A 21779-nucleotide genomic window follows, 5' to 3' on the forward strand; every position below is an offset into this window, starting at 1 on the left:
GAGCCGCGGACGTCGCATGGCCGGTGCTCCCTCAGGGGCGGCGCAGGGACTGCCCGAACCCCGCGGCCAGCGGCATCCGCAGACCCAGCGGCGGCGGCGCCGCGAACGCGTCCTCCACCGGCCGTGAGAAGCTCCGCCCGAACAGCGCTCCCAGCACGAAGTCCTGGGCCAGCGCGTGGACTTCGGACCGGTGCTGATGCAGGGTGTGGCCGTCGGAGTGGACCTCGAAGCGGCAGATGTCGCGGTTGGCCTTCTTCGCGCGCGCGGCGAGCCGGAACGACAGCTCCGGATCGGTGCGCTCGTCGTTCGTGCCGTGCACGATCAGCACCCGTCGCCCGGCGAGGTGCTTCACCGGTTCGGGCGCCGCGGCCACGTCCTCCTCGGGCAGCCAAGGTGCCAGCGCCAGTACGGAGTTGACGGCCGAGTGCCCGCCCGCGTGCAGGGCCGCACGAGCGCCCATGTCCACTCCGGCGAGGCAGACGGGGACGTCCCCGTAACGGCGTACGGCCTCGTCGGCGGCCCAGGCCGCGTCGCCCGCCAGATGCGCCTCGGTGCCGTTCCAGCCGCGGTAGCGGTAGTGCACGACGTGCGTGGCCAGACCCTCCGTGCGTCCCGCGCGCGTGAGGCGTCGCCCCAGCGCGCGGACGGAAGCGGCCGCCACCATGGGGGACGGTCTGCGGGCCGAGACCTCGTCGCCGCCGGGGAGCAGGAGCAGCACTCCGCTCACCGCCGTCGGCTCGGGGCCGAGCGCCCTCCCCAGCCGGGCCCTGCGGACCGGCGTCGCTTGCTGTGCCATGACAGAACAGTGTCAGAAGCAAGGGTGTACGCCATCCGTCGTGGGGGTCACCGTTGGATATCGACGGTTCGTCACGCCGAGAGCTCTACGCGCGTAGGCGTTAGAGTGCGGAAATGACGAGCCAGCACCAGAACACCCCGAGCTCGGACCAGATCCGCCGGGCGCCCAAGGTCCTGCTGCACGACCATCTCGACGGGGGCCTGCGCCCCGGCACGATCGTCGACCTCGCCCGGGAGGCGGGCTACGCCGATCTCCCCGAGACCGACCCCGACAAGCTCGGCGTCTGGTTCCGCGAGGCAGCCGACTCCGGTTCGCTGGAGCGGTACTTGGAGACCTTCGCCCACACCTGCGCCGTCATGCAGACCCGCGAGGCGCTGGTGCGGGTCGCCGCCGAGTGCGCCGAGGACCTCGCCGAGGACGGTGTCGTCTACGCCGAGGTCCGGTACGCGCCCGAGCAGCACCTGGAGGCCGGGCTCACCCTCGAAGAGGTCGTCGAGGCCGTCAACGAAGGCTTCCGCGCGGGCGAGCGACGGGCCCGGGAGAACGGGCACCGGATCCGGGTGGGCGCCCTGCTGACCGCCATGCGGCACGCGGCCCGCGCCCTGGAGATCGCCGAACTCGCCAACCGCTACCGGGACCTGGGCGTCGTCGGCTTCGACATCGCCGGCGCCGAGGCCGGGTTCCCGCCCACCCGGCACCTCGACGCGTTCGAGTACCTCAAGCGCGAGAACAACCACTTCACCATCCACGCCGGTGAGGCCTTCGGACTGCCGTCGATCTGGCAGGCGCTCCAGTGGTGCGGCGCCGACCGGCTCGGCCACGGCGTGCGGATCATCGACGACATCGAGGTCCACGACGACGGCACCGTGCAGCTCGGGCGCCTCGCCTCGTACGTCCGCGACAAGCGCATCCCGCTGGAGCTGTGCCCGAGCTCCAACCTCCAGACCGGGGCCGCCGACTCGTACGCGGACCATCCCATCGGGCTGCTGCGGCGGCTGCATTTCCGGGCGACCGTGAATACGGACAACCGGCTCATGTCCGGTACGAGTATGAGCCGGGAATTCGAGCACCTTGTCGAGGCGTTCGGTTATTCACTCGACGACATGCAGTGGTTCTCGGTCAATGCTATGAAGTCAGCATTCATTCCTTTCGATGAACGACTGGCCATGATCAGTGACGTGATCAAGCCCGGCTATGCCGAGCTGAAGTCCGAATGGCTGTTCCAGCAGACGGCCTCCACCAGCGGTTCTATCGCTGGTTAGGGTCGCGTGTGATGTTCGGGAAGCGGTCGGGTTCTGGCGACTCGGCCGCTTTTCGATGTTTGCGGACGGTGCGTTCGCGTGTTTACGGTTTCGGACCGCTCACATCCCCGTCACACGGATCCAAGGACGCATTAAAAATGAAGCAGTCTGCTGCCAAGACCCTCGGTGTCGCCGCTCTCGGTGCCGCCTTCGCCGCCGCGGGCGCGGGTGCCGCGAATGCTGCGCCGGCCGTGCCGGACGCCTCCTCGGCGCTGGACACCGTCACCAGGACGCTGCCGGCGGAGAACGTCTCCCAGGCGCTTCCCGGTGCCGGCGACGCGGTCGCCCACGCGCAGGGCGCCGTGGGCTCGGGTGTGGCCGCCGCTCAGCCCGCCGTGGCGCGCGTCCTCGCCGACGGGCCGACCGCGCCGGTGGCCGGGCTGCTCGGTGGTCTGCCGCTGGCCGGGGCGCTGCCGACGCACGGTCTGCCGGTGAACGGGCTGCCGCTGGGCTGATGCCCGCGTCCCGGCGGTCTTCGTGCCGCTGGTAGCTGTGCCGTTGGGGCGCACCCGGATCCGGGTGCGCCCCAACGGTGTTCCTGTCGTATGCCTCTTGTGTGTCCGGTCGCACGGGTCACCAGGCCGTGCGGGCCTTGTCCTCCGACGGGAACAGGATCCACAGCGCGATGTAGAGCAGGAACTGGGGGCCCGGAAGCAGGCAGGAGACCAGGAAGATCACCCGCATCGTGGTCGCGGAGGTGCCGAAGCGCCGGGCCAGCGCTGCGCACACTCCGCCGATCATGCGGCCTTGGGTGGGGCGGGCAATGGCGCTCATCGTGGCTCCTTCGTGAACCGTCGCTCGAGGCTTCCCCTGTGGCTGCCCCGTCGACTTCCACGCTACGGTCACGAATCGGGCGAAGCGTCGCTCTACGGTGCGATCCCGACCCTGGGAATCGTCGGGGTCAGACCCTGAGTCGACTCCTCCCGGCGGAGGGCCGCGCGGCGCCGCGTCTCGGCCTGGCGGCGGAGGCGGGTGCGGGCGGCGGGCACGAGTGCCATGTGCGCCAGGGCCACGCCCACGGTGTTCAGCAGCAGGGAGTCCACGTCCACGACCTGCCCGGGCACGCCTGTCTGCAGCAGTTCGATGCCCAGGGAGATCAGGGTGCCGGCGGCGACCGTGCGGACCAGGGAACCGAGCGGGGAGGCGATGAGCTTGCCGCCCGCCAGTGGGAGCAGGACACCCAGCGGGGCGAGCAGGGCCAGGCCCTCCGCGATACGGCGGGCCGCCTCCCGGGGGCCGAGGGCGAGGTCGGCTCTGATCCCGGCGAACGGCCGCAGGTTGGCGGCGCTCACCCAGGGGACGTCGAGGGGGCGCAGCGTGATCCAGGCGACGAGCACGAGGTGTGCGGCGAGGAGGACACCTCCTGCCACACGGACGCGGGTCACGGCGATGCCGCCGTTCGAGCCTTGACGCTGCACGATCCCCTAGACGCGAGGGCCGGTGGGATCGGTTCCGGGTGGGGCGGGGGTCACACTCGTTCGCCGTTCGCCGTTCGCCGTCCGGTGGTGGGTGGGTCGGGTCCGTGGGCGGCTGCGGGTGCGTGGGGGGAGCGGGCCATCATGGCGGCGTGCGGCCCGCTGGCTGGTCAGTTCGGGTTGACCTCTGTGGACGGAGGAGATTCCGTGCCCGGGCGGGAGCGGACCTCTGTGGTGCATGTGTAGCGGTGGAGGGGCTGGGTGGAGGGGCCGCCGAGGATGACGGAGCCGTCGTCGGCGGCGGTGGCCTCGGAGTTGGCGAAGGTGCAGATGATCTGGGCGAGGGCGTACGACGTGAGGTTTTCCGGGGGTGTGCTCAGCCGGAAGGTGTTCTCGGGGTCCTTGGGACCGGGGCCACTCACCCGCGTACCGCCGTGTACGTCCGTCGTGTAGCCGGCCTGCGTCTCGGGCGTCGAGGGCTTCTCCGCGAGCTTGTCCAGGAGGCCCTGGGCGACCAGCACCCGGCGCTGCGCCTCCGCCGTACCGTCGGGAATGCGGACCGAGCGGTCCACGGTGACGAGCTGGGAGGAGCACAGCAGGAAGACCTGGACCGGGACGCCGGGCGCCGACTGGGTGGAGATGTCCGTACCCGACAGGGCACACGGGACCCGGGAGGGCGCGGGCCCGAAGTCCGTGGGGACCTGCGTCGACCGGATCCCGCACCCCGTGAGCAGCGCGGCCAACAGCGGAAGCGCGAGCAGGGGACGTACGCCTCGAAGTCGTGCCCTCATCCGGCGTTCCCCTCCGTGCCGTTCGCGTCCCGATGGTCGTCGGCGAGCAGTGCCGAGGTGTCCTGGGGCAGGCGCAGGGTGAAGACCGCGCCGCCCTTGGGCGAGTTCGCCGCCGTGATCTCGCCGCCGTGGATGTGCGCGTTCTCCAGGGCGATCGAGAGGCCGAGGCCGCTGCCCTCGGAGCGGGGGCGGGACGCGCTCGCCTTGTAGAAGCGGTCGAAGACATGCGGGAGGACGTCCTCGGGGATACCCGGACCGTGGTCCTGGACCTCGATCACCAGATCCGTCTCCTCCCTGCGGACGGAGACCCGGACCGGGGAGCCGCCGTGCTTGAGGGCGTTGCCGATCAGGTTCGCCAGAATGACGTCGAGCCGGCGCGGATCGAGACGGACCATCATGCCGCGCTCGGCGTCCAGGTCCACCGCGTCCAGCCAGGCCCGCGCGTCGATGCACGCGGTGATCTGGTCGGCGATGTCCACGTTGTCGACGACCAGGCGCGCCGTGCCCGCGTCGAAGCGGGTGACCTCCATCAGGTTCTCGACCAGGTCGTTCAGCCGGCGGGTCTCGCTGACGACGAGGCGTACGGCCGGCTCGATCATCGGGTCGACGCTGCCGGTCTCCGCGTCCAGTTCCTCTTCGAGGATCTCCGTCACGGCGGTGATGGCGGTGAGCGGCGTACGGAGTTCGTGGGACATGTCCGCGACGAAGCGGCGGGACGCCTCGTCCCGGGCGCTCATGTCGGCCACCCGCTTCTCGAGCGCTTCCGCCGTGTGGTTGAACGTGCGGGAGAGATCGGCGAGTTCGTCCGTGCCGGACACCCGCAGACGGGTGTCGAGCTTGCCTTCGCCGATGCGCCGGGCGGCGATGCCCAGGCGGTGGACCGGCTTGAGGACCGTGGTCGCGGCGGCCTGCGCGAGGAGCGCCGAACCGATCAGTGCCAGACCCGTGGCGATGCCCAGAGACCAGGCGAGAGAGTTGAGGTCCTTCGCCTCCGGCTCCAGGGACTTGAGCAGATAACCCGTCGGGCCGCCGCCGATCACCTTCGTGCCCGCCACCAGATACGGCTTGTCGTGATCGACGATCCGCTGCCAGTACAGGTGGTACGCGTACTTGTTGTTCGAGGAGATCGACTGCTTCTTGTTGACCGCCTTCTGGAGGGACTTCGGTACGTCCTCCAGGGTGAAGGCGTCCAGATCGGAGTTCCCGGTGACGACCTTGCCGTCCTCGTCGTCGGCGACCAGCAGCACACTGAAGCGCTGACTGCTGTTCGCCATCTGCCCCGCGGTGTGCTGCAGTTCGTCCTGCGTCGGGTGCAGGCGCAGCGCGCTCGCGCGGTTCTGCATCTCCTGCTGGAAGTCGCGCAGCACCGCGTCCTGGGTGCGCGTCAGCACGGCTTCCCGGTTGAGCCAGTAGGCGATGCCGGACGCGGACACGGCCGCCGTGAGCGCCACCAGCCCGAACACCAGGACCAGGCGCAGCCGCAGGCTGGTGAAGCGCAGACCCGCCAGTATCGCCTTGCGCGCCGCGGCCCAGCCGCGGAGCTTGTCCTGCGGTTTGGTCACTGAGGGCTGTCCAGCCGGTAGCCGACGCCGCGCACGGTACGGATCAGGGTGGGCGACGACGGGACGTCCTCCACCTTCGCGCGCAGCCGCTGGACGCACGCGTCGACCAGACGCGAGTCGCCCAGGTAGTCGTGCTCCCAGACCAGCCGCAGCAACTGCTGGCGGGACAGCGCCTGCCCGGGCCGGCGGCTGAGCTCCAGGAGCAACCGCAGCTCGGTGGGCGTCAGTTGCAGATCCTCGCCGTTCTTGGTGACCGTCATCGCCGCCCGGTCGATGACCAGGGAACCGAACGAAGCCGAGTCGTTCGCCTCGCGCTCGCCGCGCCGCAGCACGGCCCGGATCCGGGCGTCGAGGACACGCCCCTGCACGGGTTTGACGACATAGTCGTCGGCGCCGGACTCCAGTCCGACCACCACGTCGATGTCGTCGCTCCGCGCGGTCAGCAGGATGATCGGCAGCTGGTCCGTGCGCCGAATGCGCCGGCACACCTCGAATCCGTCGATGCCGGGCAGCATCACGTCCAGCACGATCAGGTCCGGCCGCTGCTCGCGCAGCAGCTTCAGACCGTCCTCGCCGGTGGCAGCGGTGGCCACCCGGTGTCCCTGGCGCGTCAAAGAGAGCTCCAGGGCCGTCCGGATGGCGTCGTCGTCCTCGATCAGCAACAGGGAAGGCACGGACGTCATTCTGGCCCATCGAACGGTGGTGTATCGACCGTTGGAGCGCTCCCATCCATCTCCTGCACAGAAGCAGGGCCTCGGGGGCTGTCTGCGTAGTCATACGGCGCTTCTCTGTGATCGCCCTGTGACGCGCCTGGGGAGGACCCCTGTGACACGTCTGTGACAGTCGGCGGACACGTCCATGAAGTGCCCCGGGCAAGCTTTTCGACACAAGCACGGCAGGCAGGGAAACCGGACTCCACGACGGGGGGCGCGAGATGAACACGCTGCACAGCACGAGCACAAGCGCAGTGGTCACGCGTCTTCACGACGTCGTCCGGAGCGCAGAGAAGTCCGGTGCCGTGAGCGGGCGGGGGTGCGCTCGCGGCACCGGGCGTCAGCACACCGGGTCGTACATGACGGTGGTTGACGCGGGGGGACAGGCTCACGGGGGAGCCGCGTACGGGGAGGTCACGGGGGAGCGGCGCTCGGTGTCGGAAGCGGAGTTCACCGCCTACGTCCAGGAGCGCCGCGCCTCCCTCTACGCAACCGCCTATCACCTGACCGGTGACCGCTTCGAGGCCGAGGACCTGCTGCAGAGCGCGCTGTTCTCGACGTACCGGGCCTGGGACCGGATCAGTGACAAGGCCGCGGTCGGGGGCTACCTCCGCCGCACCATGACCAATCTGCACATCAGCGCGTGGCGCCGCCGCAAGCTGAACGAGTACCCGACCGAGGAACTGCCGGAGACCGCCGGTGACACGGACGCGATGCGCGGCACCGAGCTGCGCGCCGTGCTGTGGCAGGCGCTCGCCCGGCTGCCCGAACTCCAGCGCACCATGCTGGTCCTCCGTTACTACGAGGGCCGCACGGACCCGGAGATCGCGGAGATCCTCGACATCAGTGTCGGCACGGTGAAGTCCAGCATCTGGCGGTCGCTCCGCCGGCTGCGCGAGGACGAGGTCCTCAGCTTCGGCCGTGACGAGGAAGAGTCCTTCGGGGAGCTTGTCGCCTGAAGGTCCGGGGGGAGCAGGTAACGGGGGAAGTACCGGGGGGAATCGGGGGAGCGGTACCGGGGGGAACCGCCGGGGTCGGGGGACCACGGGGGTAAGCACGGGGGAGCACGAAGAGGCGGGACTGGAGGGCCGGGGGGTCCGTCCAGTCCCGTTTTCGTGTGCGTTCGTGTCGGGGGCCGGTGACGGTCGTGCGTGTCCCGGTGGTGTCACCGGGGCGCGCGTACGTCCGTCAGACCGCGCTCCTCGTCATCACGCACCGTCCCGCCGCCGCGTTCGCCAGCCGTCCCAGTGCCTCGTCCCGGTCACACGCGTGGGCGCCCAGGGCTCGCTGCCGGGCCACGATCGAACGCTCGGCGCGCATCAGCCGCCAGCCGCGGCGCAGCAGGAACGGGACGGACTTGCGGCCCTCCCTGAGATCCCGCAGGAAGCGGCGCCGGAAGGTGGTGACCGGGCCGCGGGTCAGGCACAGCGCGTCGGCCAGCACGCCGAGTTCCCGGCAGCGCCCGACGATCTCGGCGGCGAAGATGCCCTCGGCGATGAACAGCGGGGTCCGGTCGAGGTGGAGCGTCTCCTCGCCGGTGCGCGCGCTCAGCGAGATGTCGTACACGGGGATGGTCGTACGACCCGTGCGGCACAGCTCGGTGACGGCGGCGACCGCGGTGTCCGCGTCCCAGGACAGCGGGTGGTCCCAGTCGATGTCGGAACTCCCCTCCACCTGGGGCAGGGTCGGGTCCGTGCCCTCCTTGTAGAAGTCGTCGAGCCGCAGCACGGGCAGGCCCGAGCGGGCGGCGAGGAGGGACTTCCCGGAGCCGGACGGGCCGGAGAGCAGCACGACGCGGGCGGGTATGGGCGGATGGGAACTCACGAGAGTTCAGTGTGCGGCATCACGCCGTCCGTGCCGACCCCGCGGGTCGCCGTTGGTGCGCACATCACACCTCAACTACCCTACGTGTCGACCTGATTACCTTGCGCAGCAGAAGGTGGCACCAGCCATGGCACGACACGCACCCCTGAAGAAGCAGACCGCCCAGCGCGCTCTGGCAGCCCTCGCGACGGCGGGCGCGGCCCTCGGAGCGGGTGCGGGCACGGCCGCCGCGGACGCCGAGCCCGTCCTCGACGTGATGCGCACCCGGCCCAGCTCGCTCGGCAACATCGACCCGCAGGCCGGGCTCGCCGCGCTGACCGGGACGGTGCGGTACGTCACGGGACCGCTCGAGGGTCTGAAGCCCAACCCGCTGGCGGGTACGGGAGTCGACCCCCTCGACAACGGGATCGGTACGCAACTCGCCGACTTCAAGCCGCTGTCGTCGCAGGCCCTCACGGGACCGCTGGCGCAGGCCCCCTCGGTGAGCAGCATCCCCGTGGTCGGCCAGGTCGCCGGGCTGCTGCACTGAACGAGCAGAGAGCCGCGCTCCCCCTGGACGGAGGGGAAGCGCGGCTCTCCGGCGAACGGGACCCCGGGGACACGGATCGGGGTCCCGGAACCAGGGAGGCCGCGAACGGCCTCGTACGGCTTGCCGGGTGCGGCTCAGGCCGCCGTGGTGCGGCTCAGTAGGACGAGCCGGAGACGCCCAGGGCACCCGTCGGGTGCCAGACCGTCTTCGTCTCCAGGAAGGCCGTGAGGCGCTCGATGCCCGGTGTCGCCGAATAATCCACAGCCTGTGGACGGACGACCCGCTTGAGGTTGTCCGCGGCCGCGATCTCCAGCTCCTTCGCGAGTACGTCGTCGGCGCCCGCGAGATCGATCGCGTTGACGTCCTGGTGCGCGGCGAGCGGCGCGGCGATCTCCGCCGTCCGGCCGGACAGGACGTTGACGACTCCGCCGGGCAGGTCGGAGGTGGCCAGCACCTCGCCCAGCGACAGCGCCGGGAGCGGGGAGCGCTCGCTGGCGATCACGACGACCGTGTTGCCGGTCGCGATCACCGGGGCGATCACCGAGACCAGGCCCAGGAAGGACGACTCCTGCGGGGCCAGGACGGTGACCACGCCCGTCGGCTCCGGGGTGGAGAGGTTGAAGTACGGGCCCGCCACCGGGTTGGCGCCGCCGGTCACCTGGGCGATCTTGTCGGTCCAGCCCGCGTACCAGACCCAGCGGTCGATGGCCGCGTCGACGACCGCGGCCGCCTTCGCCTTCGACAGGCCCTCGGCGTCCGCGACCTCCCGGACGAACTGGTCCTTGCGGCCCTCCAGCATCTCGGCGACGCGGTAGAGGATCTGGCCGCGGTTGTACGCGGTCGCGCCGGACCAGCCGCCGAACGCCTTGCGCGCGGCGACCACCGCGTCACGGGCGTCCTTGCGGCTCGCCTGCGGCGCGTTGGCCAGCCACTTGCCCTTCGAGTCCGTCACCTCGTACACCCGGCCGCTCTCGCTGCGGGGGAACTTGCCCCCGACGTACAGCTTGTAGGTCTTGAAGACGCCCAGACGGTTCTGTTCCGACTTCTCGGGCTTCTCGGGCTTCACAGTCTTCTCGGACTTCTCAGACATCGAGGTACGCCTCCAGGCCGTGGCGGCCGCCCTCGCGGCCGAAGCCCGACTCCTTGTAGCCGCCGAACGGCGAGGTCGGATCGAACTTGTTGAACGTGTTGGACCAGATGACGCCCGCGCGGAGCTTGCCCGCGACCGCGAGGATGCGGGAGCCCTTCTCCGTCCAGATGCCGGCGGAGAGGCCGTACTGGCTGTTGTTGGCCTTGGCCACGGCCTCGTCGGGCGTCCGGAAGCTGAGGACCGACAGCACCGGGCCGAAGATCTCGTCGCGGGCGATGGTGTGTGCCTGGGTGACGTTCGTGAAGAGCGTCGGGGCGAACCAGTAGCCGGCGGAGGGGAGTTCGCAGGGCGCGGACCAGCGCTCGGCGCCCTCCGCCTCGCCCTGCTCGACGAGCGTGGTGATGCGGGACAGCTGCTCGGCGGAGTTGATCGCGCCGATGTCCGTGTTCTTGTCGAGCGGGTCGCCGAGGCGCAGGGTCGACAGCCGGCGCTTGAGCGAGTCCAGCAGCTCGTCCTGGATCGACTCCTGGACGAGGAGCCGGGAGCCGGCGCAGCACACCTGGCCCTGGTTGAAGAAGATGCCGGTGACGATGCCCTCGACGGCCTGGTCGATGGGGGCGTCGTCGAAGACGATGTTCGCGCCCTTGCCGCCGAGTTCGAGCGTGACCTTCTTGCGCGTGCCCGCGACCTGGCGCGCGATCGCCTTGCCGACGGCGGTGGAGCCGGTGAAGGCCACCTTGTTCACGTCCGGGTGCTCGACGAGCGCGGCGCCCGTGTCGCCGTACCCCGGAAGGATGTTGACGACGCCCCTGGGCAGACCCGCCTGGCGGCAGATGTCCGCGAAGAAGAGGGCGGAGAGCGGGGTCGTCTCGGCCGGCTTGAGGACGACCGTGTTGCCGGTCGCCAGGGCCGGGGCGATCTTCCACGCCAGCATCAGGAGCGGGAAGTTCCAGGGGATGACCTGGCCCGCCACGCCCAGCGGGCGCGGGTTCGCGCCGAAGCCGGCGTGGTCGAGCTTGTCGGCCCAGCCCGCGTAGTAGAAGAAGTGCGCGGCGACCAGGGGGAGGTCCGCGTCGCGGGTCTCCTTGATGGGCTTGCCGTTGTCCAGGGTCTCCAGGACGGCCAGTTCGCGGCTGCGCTCCTGGATGATCCGGGCGATGCGGAACAGGTACTTGGCGCGCTCGGAGCCGGGCAGCGCCGACCACTTCACGAAGGCCCTGCGGGCGGCCTTCACGGCACGGTCGACGTCTTCGGTGCCGGCCTGGGCGATCTCGGAGAGGACCTCTTCGGTGCTCGGGGAGACGGTCTTGAAGACCTTGCCGTCGGCGGCCTCGGTGAACTCGCCGTCGATGAAGAGCCCGTACGACGGGGCGATGTCGACGACGGAGCGGGACTCGGGCGCCGGTGCGTACTCGAATGCGGATGCCATGGTGATCAGTCCACCGTCACGTAGTCGGGGCCGGAGTAGCGGCCGGTGGCCAGCTTCTGACGCTGCATCAGCAGGTCGTTCAGGAGCGAGGACGCGCCGAAGCGGAACCAGTGGTTGTCCAGCCAGTCCGCGCCCGCGGTCTCGTTCACCAGGACCAGGAACTTGATGGCGTCCTTGGAGGTGCGGATGCCGCCGGCGGGCTTCACGCCGATCTGTACCCCGGTCTGCGCGCGGAAGTCGCGGACGGCCTCCAGCATGAGCAGGGTGTTGGCGGGCGTCGCGTTCACCGCGACCTTGCCGGTCGACGTCTTGATGAAGTCGGCCCCGGCCAGCATCCCGAGCCAGCTCGCCCGCCGGATGTTGTCGTACGTCGACAGCTCGCCGGTCTCGAAGATGACCTTCAGACGCGCGGCGCCGGAGGCCTCCTTCACGGCGACGATCTCCTCGTACACCTTCAGGTAGTTGCCCGCGAGGAAGGCGCCGCGGTCGATGACCATGTCGATCTCGTCGGCCCCCGCGGCGACCGCGTCGCGCACGTCGGCCAGCTTCACGTCCAGCGCGGCGCGTCCCGCGGGGAACGCGGTGGCGACCGAGGCGACCTGCACGCCGGAGCCGGCGACGGCTTCCCTGGCGGCGGTCACCATGTCGGGGTAGACGCAGACGGCGGCGGTGCTGGGTGCCGTGCGGTCCGTCGGGTCCGGGTGGACCGCCTTGGCGCCGAGCGCCCGCACCTTGCCTGCGGTGTCCGCGCCTTCCAGCGTCGTCAGATCGACCATCGAGATGGCGAGGTCGATCGCGTACGCCTTCGCGGTGGTCTTGATGGAACGGGTGCCGAGCGAGGCGGCGCGCGCCTCCAGGCCGACCGCGTCGACGCCGGGCAGCCCGTGGAGGAAGCGGCGCAGCGTGCTGTCGGACGCGGCGACGTCCGTGAGTGCATGAGCAGCGGATGCAGTGGTGGGCATGGTCACGAGGGGAGCATATCTACGCGCGTAGCGGCTGTACACCCCGGTGGTGGAAGTGAGCTCGGCCACCGGATACGGGCACAGTCACCCCTGTCGGGCAGAATCGAGGCCATGACGACCCCGGACCACCAGTCTCCCGCATCCGACGCCTCGCGACCCCAGTCGCCGGACCGGATCTACCGGTCGCCCGCGGGTATCGCGGGCGGCGTGCTGCTGCTCGCCATCGCGGGCTGGCTGGGCATCGACGCGCTGATCGCCGGGCACGGGCGCACGCCCTGGCTGGCCCTCGCCTCGCTGATCCTGCTCGTCCCGCTGGTGGTCGCCTTCACCCTGCGCCCGGCCGTCTACGCGAACGAGGACCGGCTGCGCGTGCGCAATCCGTTCCGCCTGATCGTGCTGCCCTGGGCCACCGTCGCCTCGCTGCGCTCCGGATACTCGAACGAGGTCATCGACGCCTCCGGCACCAAGTACCAACTGTGGGCGGTACCCGTCTCGCTGCGTGGCCGCAAGCGCGCGGCCAGGCGGCAGGCCCGCGGCGCAGCGGCGGACAGCAGCGGCCGTACGTCCGCGATCGCGACCGAGTCCCCCCGCGCCCAGGGCGACCAGATCATGGACGACCTGCGCGAACTCGCCGGCACCCGGGCCGCGGCGCAGACCTCCCAGGGCGAGGTCACGGTGCGCTGGGCGTACGAGGTGGTGGGACCCGCGGTCGCGGGAGCGGTGCTGCTGGTGATCCTGCTGCTGATGGGCTGAACGGCCTGTGCCGGGTTGAACCGGCCGCGGGTCTCGTGTTGAACGGCCTGTGCCGGGTTGAGCCGGCCGCGGGTCTCGTGTTGAACGGCCTGTGCCGGGTTGAGCCGGCCGGTGCCGGGCTGAGTGGCCGGGGGCAGCCGGTCGCTCGGTGGTTTTTGCTCAGCTGCCCGCAGGGGCCGGGTGCCGGGTTCACAGCTCCCCCGGGGGCCGGGACGGTGATCGGGGGCCAGCAGGGCCGTCTCGGGTGCCATCGCGGGCCGTCGGGAGCCCAGGACGCGGTCCGGACCCGCCACGTCGGAGTCCCGAGGGTCTGGAAAGCGATGCATACGAATCTTGAGGGGGAGCCGCTGCGGCTGCCCCGGTCCGCGGTCCCCGACGGCTGCCGCGCCTGGGACGGTGAGCGGGCGCGCGGCTGGACGGACGCGCTGCCGCCGGGCTGGGTGCCGGTGGGGGCCCGGGCGCGGTATGTGACGGCGCTGACCGTCCTCGCCCCGCTCGCGGGCTACTTCCTGACGACGCTCGCGGACGTCCGTCCCTGGGTGGCCGCGCTGCTCGCCCTCCAGGTGGTCTGGGCGGTGGCACGGCCCGAGATCGTACGGTTCTCGGCTCCCGCGCTGGTCGTCCTCCTCATCGCCCTCGCCTGGCCGCGGCCCGCGCTGCCGTGGGCGGTGGCCGTGCCGTTGGCCGCGGTGCCGGTCGTCTCCTGGGTGGTGGCCGAGGCGCGGCTGCGGGCACGGACGCGGCAGCGGGCGGCGGCCCTGGCGGCGGCCGGGGGCGTGACGGCGGAGCCGCCGGGCGCCGGCCAACCGCTGGAGCGGGGGACGTTCCTGCTCTCCTCCGGGCTGCTGCTGTCGGTTCTCGGCGGCGCGGTGGCGGCGACCGCGGGCCGGTGGGAGCTCGCCGGCGACGGACAGGGCATCCGGACGGCCGGATGGTTCGTGATCGGCCTGGGGCTGACCATCGCCCTGTCCGGTCTGCTGGGCCGCCGCCGGACCGTCGTGCTGCGGCGGGCCCCGGGGCCCGTTCTGCGGGTGCTCGCGCGCCATGACGCCGACGGGGACACGGAGATCTTCGCCGCGGACGACAGCGCGGGCCGGCGACCGCTGTTCACCGTCTCCCTGCGGGACTGGGACACGGCCGACGCCGCGGATGAAACGGATGCGGACACAAGGGATCCGCTCGAAGGGAATCCGCTCGAAGGGAATCCGCTCGAAGGGGATCCGCCCGAACTGGATCTCGACGCGCTCCTCGACGGCTTTCCCGGTCCGCTGCGCGAGGCCGTTCTCCACGGGGCGCCCTGGGACGGCGCCGAAGTCCTCCTCGTCGGCGCCGCGAAGGAGCCGGGCAAACGGCCGGTCACGGCCTGGTCGACGGGTCCGGTGCGTCCGCTGTCGGAGGGTGCCGCCCGACGTCGTAGCACCGCGCAGTCGCGTGCCGCGGCCCGCGAGGCTGCGGACGAGGAGCGGCGCGCGGCGGCCGTGGCGGCGGTCGAGGCCGGCGCCGGGCCGGTACGGCGCTGGCGGGCGGGTTGGCCGGACCGGCTCGGCGTCGCGTTCCTCGTGCTGTGGGGCTGCCTCCTCTGCTGGGGCCAGCCGGGCCTGTGGCGCTACGGCCCCGGTGCCGTGCTCGGCCTCGGCGGCGCACTGCTCCTGCCCCGCAAGCTCGCCTGGCGCATCACCGCCGACGCCTCGGGACTGTGGTTCAACGGTCTGCGCCGGACGCAGCACATCGCCTGGGAGCACATACGGACCGTCGAGTGCCGGGGCACCCGGCTCAAGCTGGACAGCCGCCGCGCCTCGTTCGCCGAGTGGACCGCCCACGGTCCGCGGTGGCCGTGGCTGGAGCGGCGGCTGCGCTCGGTCCACCCCTACGAGCGGGTGGCCGCCGAGATCACCGCCCTGTGGCGGGACCCGGCGCTGCGGCCGACCGGCGAGAGCGCCGAGCGGGAACGCGGGCGCCCGCTGTGGCCGCTGGGCCTGGCCGGCGCGGTCGTGTGGGCGGCGCTGCTCGTGTTCGTGCCGTAGACGGAGCACCTTGCCCGTAGGAACCGCGGAAGCCCCGGCCGATCCTGCTGGCCGGGGCTTCCGCGGTGCGGGGTTTGCGTGGTGCGGTGGCTCAGATGCCGGCTGCCGCCGCCAGGTCCTGCTTGATCCTGGCCAGCAGGTCCGCGGCCTTGGCGCGGGCCTCGGGGAGGTCGTCGTGGGTGGCCACCGGCACCACGACCTCCAGGTAGCACTTCAGCTTCGGTTCCGTGCCGCTCGGGCGGACGATGACGCGGGCGCCGTCCAGCGTGTAGCGCAGACCGTCCGTCGGCGGCAGCTTGTCCGTGCCCTGGGTGAGGTCCTCGGACTTCGTGATCGCCAGACCCGCGAGCCGCGTCGGCGGCTCCTCGCGCAGGCGCTGCATGGCCCGCGCGATCAGGGAGAGGTCCTCCACGCGCACCGACAGCTGGTCCGTGGCGTGCAGGCCGTACGCGACCGCGATGTCGTCGAGCAGGTCGAGGAGCGTACGGCCGCCCGCGACCGAGCCGTCGGCGGACCCGGCCTTGAGCTCCGAGGCGAGCTCGGCGATGAGCAGGGCCGCCGTGATGCCGTCCTTGTCGCGGACGCCCTCGGGGTCGACGCAGTAACCGAGCGCCTCCTCGTAGCCGTACCGCAGGCCGTCCACCCGGGCGATCCACTTGAAGCCGGTCAGCGTCTCCTCGTACGGCAGGCCCGCCTTCTCGGCGATCCGGCCGAGGAGGGAGGAGGAGACGATCGACTCGGCGAACGTGCCGCGCGCGCCCCTGCGGACCAGGTGCTCGGCGAGCAGCGCGCCGACCTCGTCGCCGAGGAGCATGCGCCACTCGGCGCCGTCCTTCACCGCCGCCGCACAGCGGTCCGCGTCCGGGTCGTTCGCGATGATCAGGTCGGGCTCGACCTCGCGGGCCTTGGCGAAGGCCAGGTCCATCGCACCCGGCTCCTCCGGGTTCGGGAACGCGACCGTGGGGAAGTCCGGGTCGGGTTCCGCCTGCTCGGCGACGAGGACGGGCTCCGGGAAGCCGGCCCGGGCGAAGGCCGCGAGGAGCGTGTCCTTGCCGACGCCGTGCATGGCCGTGTAGACGGTGCGCGCGGTGCGGGGGGAGTCCGGGGAGAGGACGGCGTCCGTGCGGGCCAGATAGGCGTTCAGGACGCTGTCGTCGAGGGTCTCCCAGCCGGAGTCCGGGCGGGGAACGTCGGCGAGGGCGCGGACGGCGTCGATCTCCGCCGCGATCTCCGCGTCCGCCGGGGGCACGATCTGGGAGCCCGAGCCGAGGTAGACCTTGTAGCCGTTGTCCCGGGGCGGGTTGTGGCTGGCGGTGACCTCCACGCCCGCGACCGCGCCGAGGTGCCTTATGGCGAAGGCCAGGACCGGGGTGGGCAGGGGGCGCGGGAGGACGGCGGCCCTGAGGCCGGCGCCGGTCATCACGGCCGCGGTGTCGCGGGCGAAGTCGGCGGACTTGTGCCGGGCGTCGTAGCCGATGACGACCAGGCCGTCCGTCTGCCCCTTGCTCCTGAGGTACGCGGCGAGGCCGGCGGCGGCGCGGATGACCACGGAACGGTTCATCCGCATCGGGCCCGCGCCGAGTTCGCCACGCAGGCCCGCGGTGCCGAACTGGAGGGTGCCGCTGAAGCGTGCGGTGAGCTCCGGGGTGTCCTCGGCGTCGATGAGCTTGGCGAGTTCCTCGCGGGTCTCCTCGTCGGGGTCCTCGGCCAGCCACGCCTTGGCCCGTGCGATGAGTTCGTCCTGCACGTCGGGTCAACCTCTCTGTTCTTCGTACGTTCGTCGTACGTCGCTGTGCCTCGCGGGGGTGCGGGCGGGGGGTCTCGCCCCCTCCGCCCCTACCCTTCCCGTATCCGGGGGCTCAGCCCCCGGACCCCCGTATCGCGCTGACGCGCTCGTCCTCGAACGCCGGACGGGCTGAAACTGCCCGGCGGGGACGGGACTAGAGGCGGTCCAGCACCTTGGTGAGGAGCGCGCCCATCCGGGCGGCGGAGTCGCGGCCGGCCTGGAGGACCTCCTCGTGGTTGAGGGGCTCCCCGGTCATACCCGCGGCGAGGTTGGTGACCAGCGAGATGCCGAGCACCTCGGCCCCGGCCTCGCGCGCGGCGATGGCCTCGAGGACGGTCGACATGCCCACCAGGTCCGCGCCGATGACACGGGCCATCCGGATCTCCGCCGGCGTCTCGTAGTGTGGGCCGGGGAACTGCGCGTAGACGCCCTCTTCGAGGCTGGCGTCGATCTCCTTGCACAGGGCGCGCAGGCGCGGCGAGTACAGGTCGGTGAGGTCGACGAAGTTCGCGCCCACGATCGGCGAGGTCGCCGTGAGGTTGAGGTGGTCGCTGATCAGGACCGGCTGGCCGGGGCGCATGCCCTCGCGCAGACCACCGCAGCCGTTGGTCAGCACGATGGTCTTGCAGCCGGCGGCGACGGCGGTACGCACCCCGTGCGCGACGGCGGCGACTCCACGGCCCTCGTAGTAGTGCGTACGGCCCAGGAACACCAGCGCGCGCCGGTCACCGGTCCGGTACGAGCGGATCTTGCCGCCGTGGCCCTCGACCGCCGGGGGCGGGAAGCCGGGCAGGTCGGTGACCAGGAGCTCGGCCTCGGGGTCGCCGAGGGCGTCCACGGCCGGTGCCCAGCCGGAGCCCATCACAAGGGCGACGTCGTGGGTCTCGGCGCCCGTGAGCTCACGCAGGCGCGTGGCGGCGGCGTCGGCGGCGGCGTAGGGGTCGCCCTGGAGGTCGTCCGGAAGAAGAGATGCGTTCACGCGCAAGAGCGTAGCCGGTCCCGGCCTACGCGCGTAGATGACAGAGCTCACGGTCTTGCGATCGTTGTCTTGTCGTTTCCAACAAGGGGAGGGAAAGGTCCGGCAACGGGCGGGAACAGGTCCGGTCGTCGGGGCCGGCCGGCGCGGGCGTCCGCCGGTGGCGGCTCAGCACGGCCGCTTGCGGAGCTCCATCACGTAGTCGTGGGGAGCCCCGGCCGACTCCGCGGCGTCGGCGAGCTCACCCAGGTAGCGCGCCGACGGCAAGCCGCCCTCGTAGCCGTTCAGCACGTACACCCACGCGGGCTCCTCGCCCTCCATGGTGTCCACTCGTACCCGCATACGGCGGTAGACGTCCAGGCCGACGCCCTCCCACCGGTCCATCGAGTCCTCGTCCAGGGACGCGATGTCGTACAGCGCCACGAACACCTGCGAGCGCGGTGCCTCGACGATCGTCGCCAGTGCGCCCTCCCAGCCCATGTGCTCGCCGCCGAACGTCAGCCGCCAGTCGTTCAGCCAGCCCGTGGCGCGCAGCGGCGAGTGCGGGGCGCGGCGCGTCATGAGCCGCGGGTCGAGATTGCCGGCGTACGCGGCGTAGAGCGACATGGGGTCGAGGGTACGGCAGCGATGACATACGTCTCTCGTGCATCAGAAGTCGCTCGAATGCACGGGCGGCGGCCCCCGGGGAGAAGCACCTTGGCGCGTGCGGGACAATGGAGTACGTGACTCGGATCGTGATCATTGGTGGCGGACCCGGCGGATACGAGGCGGCCCTGGTGGCCGCCCAGCTCGGCGCGGAGGTGACCGTCGTCGACTGCGACGGCCTGGGCGGGGCGTCGGTGCTCACCGACTGCGTCCCGTCGAAGACCCTCATCGCGACGGCCGAGGTGATGACCACCTTCGATTCCTCGTACGAGGAACTCGGCATCATCGTCGCCGACGACACGCCTCCCATGGAGCAGGCGGCCCGGGTGGTCGGGGTCGACCTCGGCAAGGTCAACCGGCGCGTGAAGCGCCTCGCGCTCGCCCAGTCGCACGACATCACGGCGTCCGTGACCCGGGCGGGTGCCCGGGTGCTGCGCGGTCGCGGCCGGCTCGACGGTCAGCAGGCCATGGACGGGTCCCGGAAGGTCGTCGTACGGGCCGTGGACGGGAGCGAGGAGACCCTCGTCGCCGACGCGGTGCTGATCGCGACCGGCGGGCACCCCCGTGAGCTGCCCGACGCCCAGCCCGACGGCGAGCGGATCCTGAACTGGACCCAGGTCTACGACCTGGACGAACTGCCCGAAGAGCTGATCGTGGTCGGCTCGGGTGTCACCGGTGCCGAGTTCGCCGGCGCCTATCAGGCGCTCGGATCGCGCGTCACGCTCGTTTCCAGCCGTGATCGCGTACTGCCGGGTGAGGACCCGGACGCCGCGGCCGTCCTGGAGGACGTCTTCCGCCGCCGCGGCATGAACGTCATGGCACGCTCCCGCGCCGAGTCCGCCAAACGGGTGGGCGACCGGGTCGAGGTCACCCTCGCCGACGGCCGGGTCATCACCGGCTCGCACTGCCTCATGGCCGTCGGCGCCATTCCGAACTCCAGCGGCATGGGGCTGGAGGAGGCCGGCGTCCGGGTCAAGGACTCCGGACACATCTGGACCGACAAGGTGTCGCGGACGACGGCGCCCGGTGTGTACGCCGCCGGTGACGTCACCGGCGTCTTCGCCCTCGCGTCCGTGGCCGCCATGCAGGGCCGCATCGCCATGTACCACTTCCTCGGCGACGCGGTCGCCCCGCTGAACCTGAAGACCGTCTCCTCGAACGTCTTCACCGACCCGGAGATCGCGACCGTCGGCTACAGCCAGGCCGACGTCGACGCCGGCAAGATCGACGCCCGGGTCGTCAAGCTGCCGCTGCTGCGCAACCCGCGCGCCAAGATGCAGGGCATCCGCGACGGCTTCGTCAAGATCTTCTGCCGCCCGGGTACGGGGATCGTGGTCGGCGGTGTCGTCGTCGCGCCGCGCGCCTCCGAACTCATCCATCCGATCTCGCTCGCGGTCGACAACAACCTGACGGTCGAACAGATCGCGAAGGCGTTCACCGTGTACCCCTCTCTGTCGGGGTCGATCGCCGAGGTGGCACGACAGCTGCACACCCGGAAGTCCGGGGACGAGGGCTGACGTCCGGACGCGACGCGGTCTGACGTCCTGTCCGGACGTGACGCGGTCCGAACGTCCGGAGTGACGCCGCCTGGCGTCCGGACGTCACGTGGTCCAACGGTCCGAAGTGACGCGGCGTACGGAAACGGGTGAGGTGCCGTACGGCCGTGGGAGGGTTCTGTGCGACCGCCGGGCGGGCGCCGCGGGGTCCTGCGCGGGGCGTCGCACGGGGCGCCGGGCCGGCTGAGGTGATTTCCCGCTGGTCACGGGGAGTTGCCGACCATTCTCGCGGCATAGGCGGGCGGAGTAGGCGCGTATACCACTCCCAGGGCTGGTGTGCGAACAACTTCTGTTATTCGGCGCAAACTGCTGAAAGCAGACGGTCGTTGGGGTTACTGTCAGTTTCGTGTTCGCTGCAGAACGTCGCCAATTGATCCTCGAAATGGTGCGAGCGAACGGGGCCGTGTCGCTCCGTGAGCTCGCCCGCGTCGTCCAGACCTCCGAAGTGACCGTACGGCGGGACGTGCGCGCACTGGAGGCAGAAGGACTCCTCGACCGCCGGCACGGCGGTGCGGTTTTGCCGGGCGGGTTCACGCGAGAGTCCGGCTTTCCGCAGAAATCACATCTCGCGACCGCTGAGAAGACGGCCATCGCCGACCTCGCCGCGGGTCTCGTCGAAGAGGGCGAGGCCATTGTGGTCGGGGCGGGTACCACCACGCAGGAGCTGGCTCGCCGGCTCGCGCGGGTGCCCGGGCTGACCGTTGTCACCAACTCCCTGTTGGTGGCCCAGGCGTTGGCCCACGCCAACCGTGTCGAGGTCGTGATGACCGGCGGCACGCTGCGCGGATCCAACTATGCGCTGGTGGGGAGCGGTGCGGAGCAGTCCCTTCAGGGGTTGCGGGTGTCCCGGGCCTTCCTCTCCGGGAGTGGTCTGACCGCCGAGCGCGGGCTGTCCACCTCCAACATGCTGTCGGCGTCCGTCGATCGCGCGCTGGTGCAGGCGGCCGCGGAGGTCGTCGTCCTCGCCGATCACACCAAGCTCGGTACCGACACGATGTTCCAGACGGTGCCGACGGATGTCATCACCCGGCTGGTGACGGACGAGCCGCCCGGGCACGACGATCGTGCGGCCACGGAGTTGCAGGCCCTGGCGGACCAGGGTGTGCAGATCGCGGTGGCAGGGTCGGCGGCGGGAGGTGCGGGTGGCGATTCGGTCCCGGCGGGGCGCCAGCCGCGCCGGGATGTGCCGCTGCCCGGTCCGCGCCGCGGGCAGGTTCCGGGTGCGCAGCTGCGCAGCGCGACCGTCCTGGGGGAGCAGCCTCCGGGGGAGCGGGCGCGGGTTGCGGACTTGCGGCGCCGCTAGCGGTTTGCTGGCGGGGGCGCCTTGAGCGGGGTTCACCTCGCGCCGGTGAGCGGTTCGCCCTTGCGCCGGGTTCGCCCTGTGCCGGTGGGTGGGTCGCCTTGCGCCGGCCCGGTGGGTGGGTTGCCCAGTGCGGGCCCGGTGGGTGGGTTGCCTTGCACCGGCCCGGTGGGTGGGTTGCCCTGTGCGGGCCCGGTGGGTGGTTCGCCGTCCGGTGGTGGGTGGGTCGGGTCCGTGCCGGTACATCCGCCCGTCGCCCTACCGGCTGTGCTGTCTTCTGGGGGCGCTCTCTTGCCTGTCCTGACGTATGGCGACGGGCATTTGATG

General features: G+C 71.5%; 21 protein-coding genes. 8 read left to right on the plus strand and 13 right to left on the minus strand.

Annotated elements, in window-relative coordinates:
* Positions 1–31 precede the first annotated feature (31 nt).
* Positions 32–796 (minus strand): alpha/beta hydrolase, encoded by a 765-nt coding sequence (locus ACFVYF_RS28455; protein WP_389459858.1) that lies wholly within the window; start codon positions 794–796, stop codon positions 32–34.
* A 113-nt stretch (positions 797–909) separates the two neighbouring features.
* Here ACFVYF_RS28455 and ACFVYF_RS28460 point away from each other — a divergent pair, with 113 nt between their 5' ends.
* Positions 910–2058 carry an adenosine deaminase gene (locus ACFVYF_RS28460; protein ID WP_389459860.1) on the plus strand — a complete coding sequence of 383 codons (1149 nt, stop codon included), beginning with the start codon at positions 910–912 and terminating at the stop codon, positions 2056–2058.
* Between the two features lie 137 nt (positions 2059–2195).
* Positions 2196–2552 carry an ATP-binding protein gene (locus ACFVYF_RS28465; RefSeq protein ID WP_389459861.1) on the plus strand — a complete coding sequence of 119 codons (357 nt, stop codon included), beginning with the start codon at positions 2196–2198 and terminating at the stop codon, positions 2550–2552.
* A gap of 118 nt (positions 2553–2670) precedes the next feature.
* Here the strand turns inward: ACFVYF_RS28465 and ACFVYF_RS28470 are convergent, their stop codons facing one another.
* The 5 genes from ACFVYF_RS28470 to afsQ1 form a co-directional block, all read right to left on the minus strand.
* On the minus strand, positions 2671–2871 hold the full coding sequence (locus ACFVYF_RS28470) for a PspC domain-containing protein (RefSeq protein ID WP_121405652.1): 201 nt from the start codon (positions 2869–2871) through the stop codon (positions 2671–2673).
* Positions 2872–2963: 92 nt separating this feature from the next.
* Positions 2964–3515, minus strand: coding sequence for a VanZ family protein (locus tag ACFVYF_RS28475; protein ID WP_389459863.1), 552 nt, complete (start codon positions 3513–3515; stop codon positions 2964–2966).
* 167 nt (positions 3516–3682) lie between these two features.
* On the minus strand, positions 3683–4303 hold the full coding sequence (locus tag ACFVYF_RS28480; RefSeq protein WP_389459865.1) for a hypothetical protein: 621 nt from the start codon (positions 4301–4303) through the stop codon (positions 3683–3685).
* Complete coding sequence (locus ACFVYF_RS28485) at positions 4300–5865, minus strand: ATP-binding protein (protein WP_389459867.1); 1566 nt, start codon at positions 5863–5865, stop codon at positions 4300–4302. Before ACFVYF_RS28485 ends, ACFVYF_RS28480 begins: the two co-directional genes overlap by 4 nt.
* Positions 5862–6539 carry a two-component system response regulator AfsQ1 gene (afsQ1, locus tag ACFVYF_RS28490; RefSeq protein ID WP_153288946.1) on the minus strand — a complete coding sequence of 226 codons (678 nt, stop codon included), beginning with the start codon at positions 6537–6539 and terminating at the stop codon, positions 5862–5864. The genes ACFVYF_RS28485 and afsQ1 overlap by 4 nt, the downstream gene beginning before the upstream one ends.
* 260 nt (positions 6540–6799) lie before the next feature.
* Here afsQ1 and ACFVYF_RS28495 point away from each other — a divergent pair, with 260 nt between their 5' ends.
* A complete protein-coding gene (locus tag ACFVYF_RS28495; RefSeq protein WP_389459869.1) occupies positions 6800–7537 on the plus strand; it encodes a SigE family RNA polymerase sigma factor in 738 nt (245 codons plus the stop codon).
* A 229-nt stretch (positions 7538–7766) separates the two neighbouring features.
* On the opposite strand, the gene ACFVYF_RS28500 is transcribed toward ACFVYF_RS28495, so the two are convergent.
* Complete coding sequence (locus ACFVYF_RS28500; protein WP_389459871.1) at positions 7767–8402, minus strand: uridine kinase; 636 nt, start codon at positions 8400–8402, stop codon at positions 7767–7769.
* A gap of 127 nt (positions 8403–8529) precedes the next feature.
* Here ACFVYF_RS28500 and ACFVYF_RS28505 point away from each other — a divergent pair, with 127 nt between their 5' ends.
* Entirely contained in the window at positions 8530–8931 is a 402-nt protein-coding gene (locus tag ACFVYF_RS28505; RefSeq protein ID WP_389459873.1) for a hypothetical protein, read from the plus strand.
* Between the two features lie 154 nt (positions 8932–9085).
* On the opposite strand, the gene ACFVYF_RS28510 is transcribed toward ACFVYF_RS28505, so the two are convergent.
* Genes ACFVYF_RS28510 through deoC form a run of 3 tightly spaced genes read right to left on the minus strand, consistent with a single transcriptional unit; the run spans position 9086 to position 12412 of the window.
* On the minus strand, positions 9086–10021 hold the full coding sequence (locus ACFVYF_RS28510) for an aldehyde dehydrogenase family protein (RefSeq protein WP_389459874.1): 936 nt from the start codon (positions 10019–10021) through the stop codon (positions 9086–9088).
* A complete protein-coding gene (locus ACFVYF_RS28515) occupies positions 10014–11450 on the minus strand; it encodes an aldehyde dehydrogenase family protein (RefSeq protein ID WP_389459876.1) in 1437 nt (478 codons plus the stop codon). The genes ACFVYF_RS28510 and ACFVYF_RS28515 overlap by 8 nt, the downstream gene beginning before the upstream one ends.
* Positions 11451–11455: 5 nt before the next feature.
* A complete protein-coding gene (gene deoC / locus ACFVYF_RS28520) occupies positions 11456–12412 on the minus strand; it encodes a deoxyribose-phosphate aldolase (protein ID WP_389459878.1) in 957 nt (318 codons plus the stop codon).
* A gap of 111 nt (positions 12413–12523) precedes the next feature.
* Here deoC and ACFVYF_RS28525 point away from each other — a divergent pair, with 111 nt between their 5' ends.
* Positions 12524–13165 (plus strand): PH domain-containing protein, encoded by a 642-nt coding sequence (locus ACFVYF_RS28525; RefSeq protein WP_389459880.1) that lies wholly within the window; start codon positions 12524–12526, stop codon positions 13163–13165.
* 320 nt (positions 13166–13485) lie between these two features.
* Positions 13486–15189, plus strand: a complete 1704-nt coding sequence (locus tag ACFVYF_RS28530; protein WP_389459882.1) for a hypothetical protein — start codon at positions 13486–13488, stop codon at positions 15187–15189.
* A 91-nt stretch (positions 15190–15280) separates the two neighbouring features.
* On the opposite strand, the gene ACFVYF_RS28535 is transcribed toward ACFVYF_RS28530, so the two are convergent.
* The 3 genes from ACFVYF_RS28535 to ACFVYF_RS28545 form a co-directional block, all read right to left on the minus strand.
* Complete coding sequence (locus ACFVYF_RS28535; RefSeq protein ID WP_389459884.1) at positions 15281–16936, minus strand: phospho-sugar mutase; 1656 nt, start codon at positions 16934–16936, stop codon at positions 15281–15283.
* 193 nt (positions 16937–17129) lie between these two features.
* Positions 17130–17954 carry a purine-nucleoside phosphorylase gene (locus tag ACFVYF_RS28540; RefSeq protein WP_389459886.1) on the minus strand — a complete coding sequence of 275 codons (825 nt, stop codon included), beginning with the start codon at positions 17952–17954 and terminating at the stop codon, positions 17130–17132.
* A 165-nt stretch (positions 17955–18119) separates the two neighbouring features.
* Positions 18120–18557: a gamma-glutamylcyclotransferase gene (locus ACFVYF_RS28545; protein WP_389459887.1), complete on the minus strand. Its 438-nt coding sequence runs from the start codon at positions 18555–18557 to the stop codon at positions 18120–18122.
* Positions 18558–18664: 107 nt separating this feature from the next.
* On the opposite strand from ACFVYF_RS28545, the gene ACFVYF_RS28550 reads away from it, so the two are divergent.
* Positions 18665–20113 carry an NAD(P)H-quinone dehydrogenase gene (locus ACFVYF_RS28550; RefSeq protein WP_389459889.1) on the plus strand — a complete coding sequence of 483 codons (1449 nt, stop codon included), beginning with the start codon at positions 18665–18667 and terminating at the stop codon, positions 20111–20113.
* Between the two features lie 385 nt (positions 20114–20498).
* Entirely contained in the window at positions 20499–21455 is a 957-nt protein-coding gene (locus ACFVYF_RS28555) for a DeoR/GlpR family DNA-binding transcription regulator (protein WP_389459891.1), read from the plus strand.
* Positions 21456–21779 lie beyond the last annotated feature (324 nt).

Origin of the sequence: Streptomyces sp. NPDC058274, from assembly GCF_042881375.1 — a bacterium.
Lineage (GTDB): Bacteria > Actinomycetota > Actinomycetes > Streptomycetales > Streptomycetaceae > Streptomyces.